The sequence below is a fragment of the Kineosporia sp. NBRC 101731 genome, from assembly GCF_030269305.1.
Taxonomy (GTDB): domain Bacteria; phylum Actinomycetota; class Actinomycetes; order Actinomycetales; family Kineosporiaceae; genus Kineosporia.
The window spans coordinates 128,091-142,690 of the sequence record NZ_BSTC01000008.1; the positions used below are offsets into that span (position 1 = coordinate 128,091).

General features: G+C 68.8%; 12 protein-coding genes. 5 read left to right on the plus strand and 7 right to left on the minus strand.

The annotated features are described in order from the left end of the window. Positions 1-160: 160 nt before the first annotated feature. Together groL and QSK05_RS22285 are read left to right on the plus strand one after the other, a co-directional pair. Positions 161-1,786 carry a chaperonin GroEL gene (gene groL / locus QSK05_RS22280; RefSeq protein ID WP_285599226.1) on the plus strand — a complete coding sequence of 542 codons (1,626 nt, stop codon included), beginning with the start codon at positions 161-163 and terminating at the stop codon, positions 1,784-1,786. A gap of 213 nt (positions 1,787-1,999) precedes the next feature. Continuing rightward, positions 2,000-2,467, plus strand: a complete 468-nt coding sequence (locus QSK05_RS22285; RefSeq protein WP_285599227.1) for a molybdenum cofactor biosynthesis protein MoaE — start codon at positions 2,000-2,002, stop codon at positions 2,465-2,467. Between the two features lie 3 nt (positions 2,468-2,470). On the opposite strand, the gene QSK05_RS22290 is transcribed toward QSK05_RS22285, so the two are convergent. The 3 genes from QSK05_RS22290 to moaA form a co-directional block, all read right to left on the minus strand. Continuing rightward, on the minus strand, positions 2,471-4,063 hold the full coding sequence (locus QSK05_RS22290) for a glycosyltransferase family 39 protein (protein WP_285599228.1): 1,593 nt from the start codon (positions 4,061-4,063) through the stop codon (positions 2,471-2,473). A gap of 260 nt (positions 4,064-4,323) precedes the next feature. Beyond that, positions 4,324-4,629: a MoaD/ThiS family protein gene (locus QSK05_RS22295; protein ID WP_285599229.1), complete on the minus strand. Its 306-nt coding sequence runs from the start codon at positions 4,627-4,629 to the stop codon at positions 4,324-4,326. Positions 4,630-4,638: 9 nt separating this feature from the next. Further along, positions 4,639-5,727 (minus strand): GTP 3',8-cyclase MoaA, encoded by a 1,089-nt coding sequence (gene moaA, locus QSK05_RS22300; RefSeq protein WP_285599230.1) that lies wholly within the window; start codon positions 5,725-5,727, stop codon positions 4,639-4,641. A gap of 384 nt (positions 5,728-6,111) precedes the next feature. Here moaA and QSK05_RS22305 point away from each other — a divergent pair, with 384 nt between their 5' ends. Both QSK05_RS22305 and QSK05_RS22310 read left to right on the plus strand, forming a co-directional pair. Then, positions 6,112-6,330 (plus strand): hypothetical protein, encoded by a 219-nt coding sequence (locus QSK05_RS22305; RefSeq protein WP_285599231.1) that lies wholly within the window; start codon positions 6,112-6,114, stop codon positions 6,328-6,330. A gap of 445 nt (positions 6,331-6,775) precedes the next feature. Next, positions 6,776-7,066: a WXG100 family type VII secretion target gene (locus QSK05_RS22310; protein WP_231484025.1), complete on the plus strand. Its 291-nt coding sequence runs from the start codon at positions 6,776-6,778 to the stop codon at positions 7,064-7,066. 236 nt (positions 7,067-7,302) lie between these two features. Here the strand turns inward: QSK05_RS22310 and QSK05_RS22315 are convergent, their stop codons facing one another. The 4 genes from QSK05_RS22315 to QSK05_RS22330 form a co-directional block, all read right to left on the minus strand. Continuing rightward, a complete protein-coding gene (locus tag QSK05_RS22315; RefSeq protein WP_285599232.1) occupies positions 7,303-9,231 on the minus strand; it encodes a S1C family serine protease in 1,929 nt (642 codons plus the stop codon). A gap of 693 nt (positions 9,232-9,924) precedes the next feature. Then, a complete protein-coding gene (locus tag QSK05_RS22320) occupies positions 9,925-11,529 on the minus strand; it encodes a sensor histidine kinase (RefSeq protein ID WP_285599233.1) in 1,605 nt (534 codons plus the stop codon). 5 nt (positions 11,530-11,534) lie between these two features. After that, positions 11,535-12,242, minus strand: coding sequence for a response regulator transcription factor (locus QSK05_RS22325; RefSeq protein WP_285599234.1), 708 nt, complete (start codon positions 12,240-12,242; stop codon positions 11,535-11,537). Positions 12,243-12,289: 47 nt separating this feature from the next. Beyond that, positions 12,290-12,727 carry a MarR family winged helix-turn-helix transcriptional regulator gene (locus QSK05_RS22330; protein ID WP_285599235.1) on the minus strand — a complete coding sequence of 146 codons (438 nt, stop codon included), beginning with the start codon at positions 12,725-12,727 and terminating at the stop codon, positions 12,290-12,292. A gap of 82 nt (positions 12,728-12,809) precedes the next feature. Between QSK05_RS22330 and QSK05_RS22335 the strand changes: the two genes are divergently transcribed. Continuing rightward, the gene (locus QSK05_RS22335; RefSeq protein WP_285599236.1) at positions 12,810-14,600 is read left to right on the plus strand and encodes an ABC transporter ATP-binding protein; all 1,791 of its coding nucleotides are present in this window, start codon (positions 12,810-12,812) and stop codon (positions 14,598-14,600) included.

Below are 14,600 nucleotides of genomic sequence, written 5' to 3' on the forward strand. Positions count from 1 at the left end.
CATTGAACTAGCACTCTCCAAGTGTGAGTGACAGTTTTGCGAGTACGGCCAGGTGGATGAGGGCCGGTGTCGGGCGGGACAGGACCGTCGGGCGTCGGTCCGTCCGTCGCGGGCATCTCCCTGGCCAACAACCCACCCTACGTGGAGGGAACACCACACGATGGCCAAGATCATCGCGTTCGACGAGGAAGCCCGTCGCGGCCTCGAGCGGGGTATGAACCAGCTCGCCGACGCCGTGAAGGTGACCCTCGGGCCGAAGGGCCGCAACGTCGTTCTGGAGAAGAAGTGGGGCGCCCCCACTATCACCAACGACGGCGTGTCCATCGCCAAGGAGATCGAGCTCGAGGACCCCTACGAGAAGATCGGCGCCGAGCTGGTCAAGGAGGTCGCGAAGAAGACGGACGACGTCGCGGGTGACGGCACCACCACCGCCACCGTGCTCGCCCAGGCCCTGGTTCGCGAGGGTCTGCGCAACGTCGCCGCCGGCGCCAACCCGATGGCCCTGAAGAAGGGCATCGAGGCGGCTGTCACGGCCGTCAGCGCCGAGCTTCTCGCGCAGGCCAAGGAGGTCGAGACGAAGGAGCAGATTGCTGCTACCGCGTCCATCTCCGCCGCTGACCCCGCGATCGGCGAGCTCATCGCCGAGGCGATGGACAAGGTCGGCAAGGAAGGCGTCATCACCGTCGAGGAGAGCAACACCTTCGGGCTCGAGCTCGAGCTCACCGAGGGTATGCGCTTCGACAAGGGCTACATCTCTGGTTACTTCGTGACCGACCCGGAGCGTATGGAGGCCGTCCTCGACGACCCGTACATCCTCCTGGTCGAGGGCAAGATCAGCACGGTCAAGGACCTGCTGCCCCTGCTCGAGAAGGTCATCCAGAGCGGTAAGCCCCTCGCGATCATCGCCGAGGACGTCGACGGCGAGGCGCTGTCGACCCTGGTGGTCAACAAGATCAAGGGCACGTTCAAGTCGATCGCCGTCAAGGCGCCCGGCTTCGGCGACCGCCGCAAGGCCATGCTGCAGGACATCGCGATCCTGACCGGTGGCCAGGTCATCTCCGAGACCGTCGGCCTCAAGCTCGAGACCGCCGGCCTGGAGCTGCTGGGCCAGGCCCGCAAGGTCGTCATCACCAAGGACGAGACCACGATCGTCGAGGGTTCCGGTGACGCCGAGCAGATCGCCGGCCGCGTCACGCAGATCCGCAACGAGATCGAGGCCAGCGACTCCGACTACGACCGCGAGAAGCTGCAGGAGCGCCTGGCCAAGCTGGCCGGCGGCGTTGCGGTGATCAAGGCCGGAGCTGCCACCGAGGTGGAGCTCAAGGAGCGCAAGCACCGCATCGAAGACGCCGTGCGTAACGCCAAGGCCGCCGTCGAAGAGGGCATCGTGGCCGGTGGTGGCGTCGCGCTGCTGCAGGCTTCGGTCGTCGCCTTCGAGAAGCTCGACCTGACCGGCGACGAGGCCACTGGCGCCAACATCGTCAAGGTCGCCGTCGAGGCCCCGCTCAAGCAGATCGCGATCAACGCCGGTCTCGAGGGTGGCGTCGTGGCGGAGAAGGTGCGCAACCTGCCTTCCGGTCACGGTCTGAACGCGGCCACGGGTGAGTACGTCGACCTGATCGCCAAGGGCATCATCGACCCGGCCAAGGTCACGCGCTCCGCGCTGCAGAACGCCGCGAGCATCGCGGCGCTGTTCCTGACCACCGAGGCGGTCATCGCCGACAAGCCGGAGAAGTCGGCGGCTCCGGCCGGCGGCGCCCCGGACATGGGTGGCATGGACTTCTGATCCACCTGATCCATCTGCACCACAGTGGGGCGGCTCTCCTTCGGGAGGGCCGCCCCTCGTGCTTGGTCATGGAGGACGAGGATGCGCACCTGGGGTGCCCACCCCGGAACCGGGGGCTGACCGGCGTCCGCAATTACGTCTCTTCACGGTCGATCCGCACGTAGACACGGATCGGTGCGCAGTCATGCTCCAACGCTGCTTACCCTGGTTCCTGTGCCGATCGAGACCACACGCGACCACAGCCGGATCGTCCCGCCCGCCCGGCAGGTGCTGCTGGCGCAGGTGACGGACCAGCCGATCGACCTCCAGGCGCTGGCCTCACGCGTCGAGGGGGCGTCGTCGGGGGCCGTGGTCACATTCGGCGGCGTGGTGCGCAACCACGACGGCGGTCGCGAGGTGACCGGCCTGGAGTACGTCGGCCACCCCACCGCGCAGGCCGTGCTGGAGCGGGTGGTCGCCGAGGTCACCGCCGCCAGCGACGCCGAGGCCGTCGCGGTCTCCCATCGCATCGGCACGCTGGCCATCGGCGACACGGCGCTGGCCGTCGCGGTCGCCGGGGCCCATCGTCAGGAGGCCTTCGAGACCGCCATGCGCCTGGTCGACGAGGTCAAGGCGCAGCTGCCGATCTGGAAGCGGCAGGTGCTCGCCGACGGTACCGACGAGTGGGTTGCCTGCCCCTGAGATCTACTTCTTGGAGCCGGCGTTCTTGATGCCGGCTTCCTTGCTGCTGCGCTGGTACAGCTGCACCTGGTAAGTGCCCAGATCGGTCGCCTTCTTGGCGTGGAAGTTGTTGCTCAGCAGCCGCTGCTTGTCGGCTTCGGGGTCTTCGGCACTCTCGCCCAGCCGGGTGTTGCTCGTGACCACCCAGATCCGGGTGCGCTTGCGCAGGGCCTTGGTGATGTCGGCGGTCGTGGCCTCGACACCGAACAGCGTGGCGGAACGGGCTCCGGTCTGGCCCAGGGCGATGTCGTCGACCTCGTCGAACGCCGCCGGGTAAGCCAGTTTCACGACGCGCCGGGACTCGGGCAGGAAGATCACCGCGTCGCCCGGCTGGGCCTGCGACTCGATGGTCTGGGCCACGCCCCGCAGATTCTCCGAGTGGCCGGTGGCCCGCCAGCGGTAGACAGCCTGCATGTGTGCACCGCCGAGGGTGAACACGAGCAGCATGATCGCCAGGTACCGGACTCGCAGCAGGGTGGCCAGCGAGGCCAGGGCCAGAGCACCTCCGGGCACGGTGAAGAAGACGTAGCGCCAGTCGTACAGCGGGTGTATCTGCGAGACGCTCCAGAGCATCACCGTCGGCAGCACCGCCCAGGCGAGGCCGAGCGCCAGGGCCGGGTTGTGCGTGCCCCGGCCGATCCCTGCGAAAGCGAGGACCAGGAGGCCGACCACGATCCAGGTGAGCTCGTACTGGGCCTCGAAGAAGCCGGTGAGCCGGTTCCAGTGCGGCACCGGTAGCCAGGCCACCTGGGCGCTCTGCTGACTGGAGAACCAGAGCAGTGGGCTGAGCAGGGCCACGGCCAGGCCGCCGGCCAGGAACCAGCGGTGCCGCACCGGGGCGGCCGACGTGGCCAGCACATAACAGAGGTGGACGGCCAGGATGGTGAGGCCGATGACGTTGAGCAGGCCGAGCGCGGTCACGCAGCCGATGTAGACCGCCCAGCGTGTGCGCAGCCACGGCTTGCGGCAGACCTGCACCAGGGCCAGCGTGGCGGCCGTGGCCATCAGGGCGACCAGCGCGTAGGGACGGGCCTCCTGGGCGTACCGGGAGGACAGCGGCGCGATTACCCAGAGCAGGCCGGCGACGAGGCCGACCCGGCCGGATCCCAGTTCCCGGCCCAGACGCACCAGTAGGACGCCGGTGACGGCCGCGGCCGCCGCGGACAGCAGCCGGATCGGGGTGATCGAGGTGCTGTCGCCGAGCAGGGCGTGCGCGAGCAGGTAGTAGGTGGCGTGGACCAGGTCGACGCTCTTGGTCAGGTCGAGGATCTCGCCGGTGCTGCGCGACACCACGTCGCGGGTCACAGCCTCGTCCCACCACGGGCTGGGCCGGTTGATCCACCAGGTGAAGACCACGACACCGATGAGCGCGACCAGACCTTCGGCCATCCACGGCCGGGCCAGGACGTCGTGGGCGCGGCCCTCGAGGCGTTCGAGACGGCTCGAGCGGGGTCTGATGCTCTGGGGGGTGGTCTGCGGTCCGGTGAGTGCTGTGGTCTTCCGGCCTGAATCAGCCGGTACGGCCCCGTCGGGTCCCCGCCCCGTGGTCTGCGTCACCGAACGATGTCTCCTACTTCGACGTGGTGAATCGGCACCTATGAGAGTGCCTATGGTCACGCACGGCGACGTTGCCGCATCCTGATCCGTGGTCACCCACGGCGGACAGCGTCGACAACGGGAGACCGTTTCGGCGCCTTCGGAACGGGCGCCCTCGATCAGCCTACGTCAGGCCGGACACTGTCACCCGTCGGAAGGGTCACGGGAGGACAACGGTCGACTGAGAGATTCCTGGGAGTCGAAAACCCAGTAAAACTGGATCAACCGCCAGCAAATGGCGGCAGAACGTCGACGACGGCGCCGACCGGGACGACCCTGAGGCGGTCGCCCGTGACCTCGTCCACAAGGAACGACGACGCCTCGAGGACCCTTGCGAGGGCCGCTCCATGACGGTCGGCCAGGTGCAGCAGGAGTTCATCAAGGGGGGTGGGGCCGGCGATGGACAGATGCTCGGACTCCACTCCGGCCGCGGCCCGGGCCCCGGCGAAGTAGCGGATCGTGACCGACCCTGCCGTGGGGTTGCTGTTGTCCGTGAGGCTGTCACTGGTGATACGGGTGTTGCTCATGAGAAAGACTCAGCCTCCGATGGCGCTCATCGGCCGGGCCGGCTGGATGAACGAGGTGTCGTTGATGCCATGACCCGCCGCCTTGCCCCACATCGCCGCCCGCCAGATCTGGGCGAGCTCCGCGTCGTCCGCACCTGAGCGCAGCAGGGCCCGCAGGTCGGTCTCGTCGCGGGCGAACAGGCAGTTGCGGATCTGGCCGTCGGCCGTCAGCCGGGTGCGGTCGCAGTCGCCGCAGAACGGCCGGGTCACCGAGGCGATGATGCCCACGGTGCCCGTATTCTGGCCGTCCGAGGCGGTCCAGGTCTGGGCCGGTGAGGCGCCCCGGACCCGGGCGTCGACCGGAACCAGCTCGAACTCCCCGGCCAGCGCCTGCTGGATGTCGTCGGCCGTGACCATCTGCTCGCGCTGCCAGGCGCCCTGCGCGTCGAGCGGCATCTGCTCGATGAACCGCAGCTCGTAGCCCTGGGCCAGGGCCCAGCGCACCAGGGGTACGGCCTCGTCGTCGTTGATGCCGGGCAGCAGCACCGTGTTCACCTTGACCGGCCCGAGCCCGGCCGCGGTGGCCGCGGTCAGTCCGGCCAGCACGTCGCGGTGCCGGTCGCGCCGGGTGATCCGGTGGAAGCGTTCCGGGTCGAGCGTGTCCAGGGAAACATTGATCCGGCTCAGCCCGGCCGAGGCCAGGGCTCCGGCGCGCTTGTCCAGACCCACGCCGTTCGTGGTGAGCGCGGTGACGGGCGCGTGGCCCGTCTTCGTCCGTAGCCGGGCGGTCGCCTCGACGATGCGCTCCAGGCCCCGGCGCAACAGCGGCTCGCCGCCGGTGAAGCGGACCTCCTCGACCCCCAGCTCCGCAACCGCGAGGGTGATCAGGCGGATCAGCTCGTCGTCGGAGAGCACCTGTTCGTCGGGAAGCCAGTCCAGGCCCTCCGGCGGCATGCAGTAACCGCAGCGCAGCGAGCACTTGTCGGTCAGGCTCACCCGCAGATCGGTGGCCACCCGTCCATAGGTATCGATCAGGCGGGAGTCTTCGGGTCGCCCCGTGAGGGAGGGAACCCGCCCTTCTCCACGAGTCCTCGGGAGGCCGAGCATCACCGTTGCCACCTCGCCACTGTAAACAACGCTGGGGAAAAGGTGTGTTCGAGGCCTGAACCGGGCACACCGCGGCTCGCCGTCCCGGGTGGTGTGGTCGCCCGGGTGAACGGGAAGAACTCTCTGCGAGCCGGTGGTGTGGGGCATTTGTGCCGGTGGGCGACGCTGTGACGTGGCCCTCTCCAGGCACTTCCGGTCGGCGGTTCCGGTCGGTTCAGCCGGTCGGCGGGCTCCGAAAACACCCATCTGCGTGCTGTTATGACAGAGGGTAAAAACTGGTGACGCGGCGAGGGGTGCCGCGGGTGGGCGTTTCCTGTGGGTTCCCAGTGTCGTCCTACTTGACCAGGTGCTAACCTGAAGGTGAACAAAAGATGAACGAGAGGTGGCTAGGGGACTATGAAGCGAACCTATGGTCTTGAGACGGTCTCCGGTGCGTCGTCTACGGAGTCGGTTTCCGCGACGGGTGACTCGTCGCTGCACGAGGGGCACCCGGAGTGGACGACCGCCGGGCTGAGCCCGGTGGCCCACTGGGTGAAGCTGCCCGACGGTAAGGGTGGCCGCCGGCTGTCCATGGTGTGGGAAGTTCCGAACCCCATGCCCTACGCCGCGCACTGAGGTCGGTAACGACCCGCAACGACCCGCAATGACCCGCAACGACGCACAGCGACCCGCAACGACCTGGACCGGCGGTCCGGCCCGCGCACTCTGTCTGATCGGTCGAGAGGTCCCGTCCCGACCGATCCGATGAGTGCCGGCCGGCCGCTGTCCTTCCGCCGCCGCGCATGGCTCCCTGAGGGAGCTGTGCGCGGCGGCGTCGTTTTGCTGGCGTCCTCACGCTCGACCGGGCTCGGTGACTCACACGAACCCGGGGTTTTCCACAGGCGCGGATTCTGTGGGCAGTGCCGAACGCCTTCTGGTGGAAGCTGTCATGGTCGTTCCACGCCACCTGAACCGGTGGCGGAACGGCCGCTCCCGCCCGTGCGCACCCCCAGGCCGCAGGCGGGAGCGGTCTCTGAGTAAGGCATTTCGCGATGTCAGGGGTTCGGCAGAGGGAGAGGGTATGCCCAGGTTCGAGGTGGACAGCGTCCAGGTGGTGCAGGCGAGTGCCGCGGTGCAGGCGTCGGCCCAGCAGATCGGTACCGAGGTCGACCGCATGATGCGGCATCTCGTGCAGTTGCAGGGCAGCTGGAGCGGATCGGCAGCCACGTCGTTCCAGTCGGTGGTCGGTGACTGGCGGGTGACGCAGGAGCGGGTGCGGGTGGCCCTGGAACAGATCCAGGCCGCGCTGGCTCAGGCGGGGCGGCAGTACCAGGAGGTGGAAGACGCTGCGGTGCGAATGTTCACGGTCTGACGGGAGGTGTGCCCGGTCGGGATCGGGCGGAGGGCGTACAACGCGGAAGGCCTTCGGTGATCCTGCTGGATCGCCGAAGGCCTTCCGGGAAAAGGCTGCTCGGATCAGCCCTTTCGTTGTGACGGCCGGAGGGGGCCAGCCGTCGGAACCGTTCGCCCCGGGTGGGGGACCAAGGCGGACGGTGGTGCGGTGTGGCTACCTTCCGATCCTTTCGATCCTTTCGGACCGGGCGGGGATCAGTTGGCGCTGTCCGGGCGGGTGTCCAGCGTGACCTTCACGTCCTGGGCCTTACCGTCCCTGACGATCGAGACGGTCACCTCGGTTCCCGGGGTGCGCTCGCGCACCTGGGCCATGAGCGACTCGGCGCCGTTGATGTACTCGCCGTCGATGGCGATGACGGTGTCGCCCTTCTTCAGGCCGGCGGTCTCGGCCGGGGAGTCGGCGACCACGGACTGCACCGAGGCGCCGTCGCGCTCGGCGTTGTCCACCTTCACGGTGGCGTCGCCGAGGGTGATACCCAGCCACGGGTGCTGGGCGCTGCCGTTCTCGATCAGCTGGTTGGTGATGTTCTTGACCTGGTCCACCGGGATGGCGAAGCCCAGGCCGATGCTGCCGGACTGGCTGGAGCTCTCCTGGCCGAAACCGCTGCTCTGGCTCAGGGTGGCGATCGAGGAGTTGATGCCGATCAGCTTGCCCTGCGCGTCCACCAGGGCACCGCCGCTGTTACCGGGGTTCACGGCCGCGTCGATCTGGATGGCGTTGGTGACGACCGTCTCGCTGGTGCTGCTGGACGACGAGTCGCTGCTCTCGGAGGACGAGGTGGTGACCGGGCGGTCGACGGCGCTCACGATGCCGGTGGTGACGGTGCCGGCCAGGCCCAGCGGGTTACCGACGGCCATGACCGAATCGCCCACGCTGACCGACTCGGTGTCGCCCAGGGTCGCGGGCTTCAGGTCGCTCGGCGGGTCTTCCAGCTGGATCACGGCCAGGTCGGTGGCCGAGTCGGTGCCGACGATCTTGGCGGTGTACTTACGGCCGTCGTTCAGCACCACCTCGATGGTCTGGGCGCCCGTCACCACGTGGTTGTTGGTGACGATCCGGCCCTTGGCGTCGAGGATGACGCCGGAGCCCTCACCCTCGGACGACTGGCTGGTCACCTGCACCGAGACCACGCTCGGCTCGACCGCGGAGGCCACGGCCTTCCAGTCCGGGTTCTCCGAGGAGCTGGTGGTCACCGGAGCCTGCGCGGAGTCGTCGTTCTGGGAGGACGAGGTGAGCGAGCTGGTGACGGAGGAGGAGTCGTCGTTGTTCACGGCGAGAACCACGCCCGCGGTGAGCAGGCTGGCGATCAGGGCCGCGCCGAGACCGGTCGCGATCACACCACGCCATCCGGGCTGCCCGGCCTCGCGGCGCTTCTTGCCGTTCGGCGGGAGCGGAGGCTGACCACCCTGACCCAGCTGGCCCGGCTGACCCGGCTGACCGTTCGAGCCCGGCTGGCCCCAGCCGGTCTGCGGCAGCGCGCCGGTCTGCGTGCCGACCGGGGCTCCGGTCTGGGTGTCGGTCGTGGTCGGGTAGGCGGTGAGGGTCTGCGTACCGCCGCTGGTGTTCTGCATGTTCTGGCCTCCGCTGCTCCAGCCCGTCTGCTGGGTCTGCCCGTACTGGGGGCGTGTGTACGGGCTCTGCCACTGGTTCTGATCGTGCTGCCGGCCGTACTGCGGGGCGCCCTGCGGCTGCTGCCCGTAGGCCTGCGGGTTCTGCTGGGTCTGGCTGTACTGCTGGCCGTACTGCTGCTGGCCGTACTGCTGCTGGCTGTGCTGCTGCGCGGGCTGCTGTCCGTAAGGCTGCTGTCCGTACAGCTGGGCACCCGGCTGCGACTGGGCACCCGGCTGGGGCTGGGCGGCCGGTGCCGTCGGGGCGGCCGGGGGCGCCTGCGGGGACTGCACCGCCTGTGTGTCCTGCGTCGCGCTGTATCCCGGGGCCGCGCTGTACGCCGGTGTGGCCGGCGTCGTGGCGGTCTGGGACTGCGCCTGCGTCTCGTTCGCCGGGCCGGCCGGAGCGGAGGAAGCCTGCGCAGCCGGAGCCGGGTCGGTGGCGGACGAGTCGGCACCCGGGTGGTTGCCCCAGGAGGACGTGTTCTCGTCGTGGTTGTTCGTGGTCTGCGACATTCTTCTCACCCTCATGGCCAGCTTGCTGACGTGAACTAGTTCAAGCCCCGCCCCTCGGCGTTCGCTGCACCACGTCTGTGAGAAGCCTGAGAACGTGAATCCGGTAGGCGGGGGAGACCGTAAAACGAACGCAAAACGGCGATGCCCCGGTCGTGAGACCGGGGCATCGCCGTTCGAACGCAAGCGTTCTAGGCGTCCATAAGCGCTTTATTCAGCGGCGGACGGGGCGGCCGGAACGTTCAGCGGCCGGCCGTCAGCGCCGAGGCGCGTGCGACGGGGGTTGGCGACGGATCGAGGAGCCTCAGTGTCGTCACGGTCCGGGGTGGTCGCGGTGTGAAGCATCTTCCCTCCTTAACAAAGGGTCGTAGGCCGTTGTGCTCTACCGATGGCCAGGCTCTCGCAACTCTGTGACCGCCTGGTTTCGATTCAGGGAACGCGGTGTTCTCCCGGAAAATGCCCGGAGGAGGGTCGGCATCACCTGTACGGACAAGCATATCCCCGCAGGCCAGACCATACGAGTCGGATTGACGAGATCACCCTGTGGTTGGTGTCACGCCGTAGTGCCGGTTTTCCTCACACCTGCGGGAATGCCCTGGAGAGAGCGCTGTGGCGGGTGGGGACAGGACCAAAGGACCGCCCGTCCGATGGTCGGCCATTCGGACGGGCGGTCACTGACGGTCAGCGATTTTGCGCTCAGCTGGACGGACCGGCATGGGGTGACAGGGGTTCGTCGCCCAGTTCGTCCGGGGTGTCCGGGGCATCGGGTGCCTCGTCCGGATCGGTGCCGGCCAGCGGCAGTTCCACCCGGAACGTGGCACCGCCGCCCGGGGTCTGGGTCACCCCGACCCGTCCGCCGTGCGATCCGATCACGGCCGAGACGATCGACAGACCGAGACCGGAACCACCGCCCTGATGCCGGGCCCGGGACGCGTCCACCCGGTAGAAGCGCTCGAACACCCGGCTCGCGTGCTCGGGAGCGAGCCCTTCGCCGTGGTCACGGACCTCGAGCACCGCAACGTTGTTCTGCTGCCCCGCGGCCACCTCGATCGGGCTCCCGGCCGGGGTGTGCCGCACGGCGTTGGCGACCAGGTTGGCCACCACCTGACGCAGGCGGTGGTCGTCGCCCGTCACCACGGCCGGGACCGGGCCGCTGCCCTCGGTGAGCCCGACCAGCCGGACCCGGCGGTCCGGCGCCAGACCGCGCGCGTCGTGCACGGCGTCGCCGGCCAGCACGGCCAGGTCGACCGGTTCGGCGCGGGCCGGGCGCTGCTCGTCCATCCGGGCGAGCAGGAGCAGATCTTCCACCAGCGCGCCCATGCGGTGCGACTCGTCCTCGATCCGGCTCATCGTGCGCGCCACGTCTTCCGGCTCGGAAACCGCTCCCTGCCGGTAGAGCTCGGCGAAACCACGGATGGAAGCCAGCGGCGTGCGCAGCTCGTGCGACGCGTCTGCGGCGAACCGGCGCGTTCTCTGCTCCGAGGCCTCCTGCTGGTGGAACGCCCTCTCGATCTGGGCGAGCATGCCGTTGAGCGAGTGGGTGAGCCGGCCGACCTCGGTCGTCGGCGGGTGCGCGGGCACCCGGCGGGACAGGTCGCCCGCGGCGATCGCGGCGGCGGTCTCCTCGACCTCGGTGAGCGGCTTGAACGAGCGCCGGATCACCAGCCAGCCCAGGCTCGCGAACAGCACGGTCACCATCAGGCCGAACATCACGATGAGGATGCGCAGACGGTTCACGGCGTCCTCGACGTCGTCGAGAGGGATCGCGATCTGCACGCTCCCGGTGGTGCCGACCGGGCTGCTCCACCCGGAAGCGATGACCCGCCAGCTAGATTCACCCTCTTCCGAGCCGACGGTGTAGATCTTGTTCTTCGTGGCCCAGGCCTGCTCGGAGGTCATGTCGCTCAGGGCGGGCACCGGGCCCTCGGCCGGTACGTCGGCGTCGCCGATTCCGCCGTTGTCCACGCCGATCTTGATCACGTACCGGACGAGGCCCCACTTCAGCGCGTCGCTGTTGTTGCCGCCCCCGTTGAGAGCGTCTTCGGCGACCGGTTTCAGGCTCTTGGTGAGCTGGCTGTCGACCTTGCCGACCAGGTAGCTCTTCAGGACGTACTGGCTGGCGAAGCCGGTCAGGGCCAGGCCCGCGACCAGCAGGACGACCATGATCCCGACCAGCCGGGCGCGCAACGGCGCCTGGTTCCATTGATTGCGGACGCGCTGCACGGCCGACGAGCGTTTCGCCCGGGCCGGTGGGGGCCCGAGTTCGGGCGCGGGCAGGAGGTTCTGCGTCGGAGCGCTCATCGGGATCAGCCCTGGGGAGGAAGACGCAGCACGTAGCCGACGCCGCGCTTGGTGTGGATCAGCGGGGGGTCGACATCGTCGATCTTGCGTCGCAGGTAGGAGATGTAGGACTCGACGATCCCGGCCTCACCGTTGAAGTCGTAGGCCCAGACGTGGTCGAGGATCTGCGCCTTCGACAGCACCCGGTTGGGGTTCAGCATCAGGTAGCGCAGCAGCTTGAACTCGGTGGGGGAGAGCTCGACCAGGCGGTTCGCGCGGCGGACCTCGTGCGAGTCCTCGTCCAGTTCGAGATCGTGGAAGACGAGTCGCCCACTGGCGGCGTCGGTCGCGACGCCGGTGCGGCGCAGGACGGCGCGGATCCGGGCGACGACCTCTTCGAGGCTGAACGGCTTGGTCACGTAGTCGTCGCCGCCCACGGTGAGGCCGGTGACCTTGTCCCCGGTCTCGTCACGGGCAGTCAGGAATACGACGGGTATGTCCCGGCCGCGCTCGCGCAATTTGCGGGTGACCGTGAAGCCGTCCATGTCCGGCATCATCACGTCCAGCACCACGAGGTCGGGGCGGTGCTGCTCGGCGAGCGCCAGGGCCTGGGCGCCGTCCGCAGCGCCCACGACGTCGAAACCGGCGAACCGCAGACTGGTGGTCAACAGTTCGCGGATATTCGGTTCGTCGTCCACGACCAGCAACTTCGCTTCAAACGTCTTCTCAGCCACGGCTCTAGCGTGCACCCGGTTTCTGGGAAGTTCCTGGACGCCAGCCGTTAAGGCTGCTGGGTGTCGGGGCGGCGCAGGAGACCGATGATCCGGGTCAGTTCGCGGCGGTCGGCCTCGTCGAGCCGGTCGAAGAACTGTTCGGCCTCGCTCGCCCGGGCCTTGCGCACAGCCTCGGCGATCTCCTCGCCCTGGCTGCTGAGCGTGACCAGCGTGGCGCGCCGGTCGTCCGGGTCGGGGGAGCGCAGCACCAGGCCCCGCTCCTGCAGGGCGTCGACCACCTCGGTGCCCGAGCGCGGGGCGATGCGCAGGTGGTCGGACAGCGAGCTGATGCGCAGGCGGCCGTGCCGGCGCAGCACGCCGATGGCCCGGGCCTGGGCCGGGGTGATGCCCAGCGGACTGACGCTCTCGTGGCTGCGGTGGCGCAGGGTTCGCGACACCGACCAGAACGCCTCGGCCAGCGTCTCGTTCTCCTCCTGCGTACTCACCGGAATACCGTAGCCGAGGTTACGGTTGGGACCTCATAGTGAGGTAACCTCACTAAATATTCGCCCATCCCGGAGGTCGCTCTTGCCCCGCCCTTCCCGTTCCCCCGAACTCAGTCCCGCCCAGCGTGCCGCCGAGAAGGCGCAGGCCCGCGAGGTCTCGCTGCGCCGTGTCGGCGTGCTCTTCGCCCACCATCGATCCCCGCTCGCCGTGGTGATCGCGATCATCGTGGCGTCGTCGATCATCGCGATGGCCTCACCCTTCCTGCTGCGCGAGATCATCGATGTCGCGATCCCGCAGCAGAAGGTCTCCCTGCTGGTCTGGCTCGTCGGCGGCATGGTCGCCGTGGCCGCGGTGACCAGCATCTTCGGTGTGCTCCAGACCTGGATCAGCACCCGCGTGGGGCAGGAGGTGATGCACCGGCTGCGCACAGACGTGTTCACGCACCTCCAGCGGCAGTCCATCGCCTTCTTCACCCGCACCCGCACCGGTGAGGTGCAGTCACGCATCACCAACGACATCGGCGGCATGCAGAGCGTGGTCACCTCGACCGCGACCTCCATCGCCTCCAACCTCACCACCACGGTCGCCACCGCGGTCGCGATGATCGCGCTCTCCTGGAGACTGTCGCTGATCTCGCTGGTGGTCATGCCGCCGGCCATCTACTTGAGCCGTCGCGTCGCCGACCTGCGCCGGGCCATCACCGCCCAGCGTCAGCGCGAGCTCGCCGACCTGAACGTCACCATCGAAGAAGGCCTTTCGATCAGTGGTGTGCAGCTCAGCAAGACCCTCGGCACCAGCGCCGCGCTGATCGAGCGGTTCACGAAGACCTCCGAACGGCTCATCGACCTGCAGCTGCGCTCCGACCTGGCCGGCCGCTGGCGGATGGCCTCGATGAGCGTCATCTTCGCCGCCATCCCGGCCGCTATCTACCTGAGCGCCGGGCTGCCCGCGACCGCCGGGCACATGACCATCGGCACCCTGGTCGCCTTCACCGCCCTGCAGCAGAACCTGTTCCGGCCGCTGATGAGCCTGCTCAACGTCGGGGTGTCGATCACCTCGTCGCTGGCCCTGTTCGCCCGCATCTTCGAGTACCTCGACCTGCCCGTGGAAGTGGACGACCCGGCCGACGCGGTGCCGATCGACCCGGCCTCGATCCGCGGTGACGTTTGCATCGAAGACGTCACCTTCACCTATCCCGGCAACCGCACCGCGGCCCTGGCCGGTGTCGATCTCATCGTCCCGGCCGGGAACACTCTCGCCCTGGTCGGCGAGACCGGTTCGGGGAAGAGCACTCTCGGATCTCTGGTGGCCCGGCTGGCCGACCCTACCGCCGGCCGGATCACGATCGACGGCATCGACCTGCGCCGGTTCCGGCTCGAAGACCTGGCGAAGGTCGTCGGTGTGGTCAGCCAGGAGACCTACCTGCTGCACACCACGGTGCGGGAGAATCTGCGCTACGCCCGGCCGGACGCGACCGACGAGCAGATCGAGGCCGCGGCCCGTGCCGCCCAGGTGCACGACCTGATCGCCTCGCTGCCCGACGGTTACGACACCATGGTCGGCTCACGGGGCCACCGGTTCTCCGGGGGCGAGAAGCAGCGCCTGGCCATCGCCCGCACGCTGCTGCGTGACCCGCGGGTGCTCGTGCTGGACGAGGCCACCAGCGCCCTGGACACCGCCACCGAGCGGGCCGTGCAGCAGGCCTTCGACGAACTGGCCCGGGGCCGCACCACGATCACCATCGCCCACCGGCTCTCCACGGTGCGCGACGCCGACCTGATCGCGGTGCTCGACCACGGCCGGATCGTCGAGACCGGCACTCACGAAACACTTCTCGAGCGGCACGGGCAGTACGCCGCTCTCAGCGGGTGA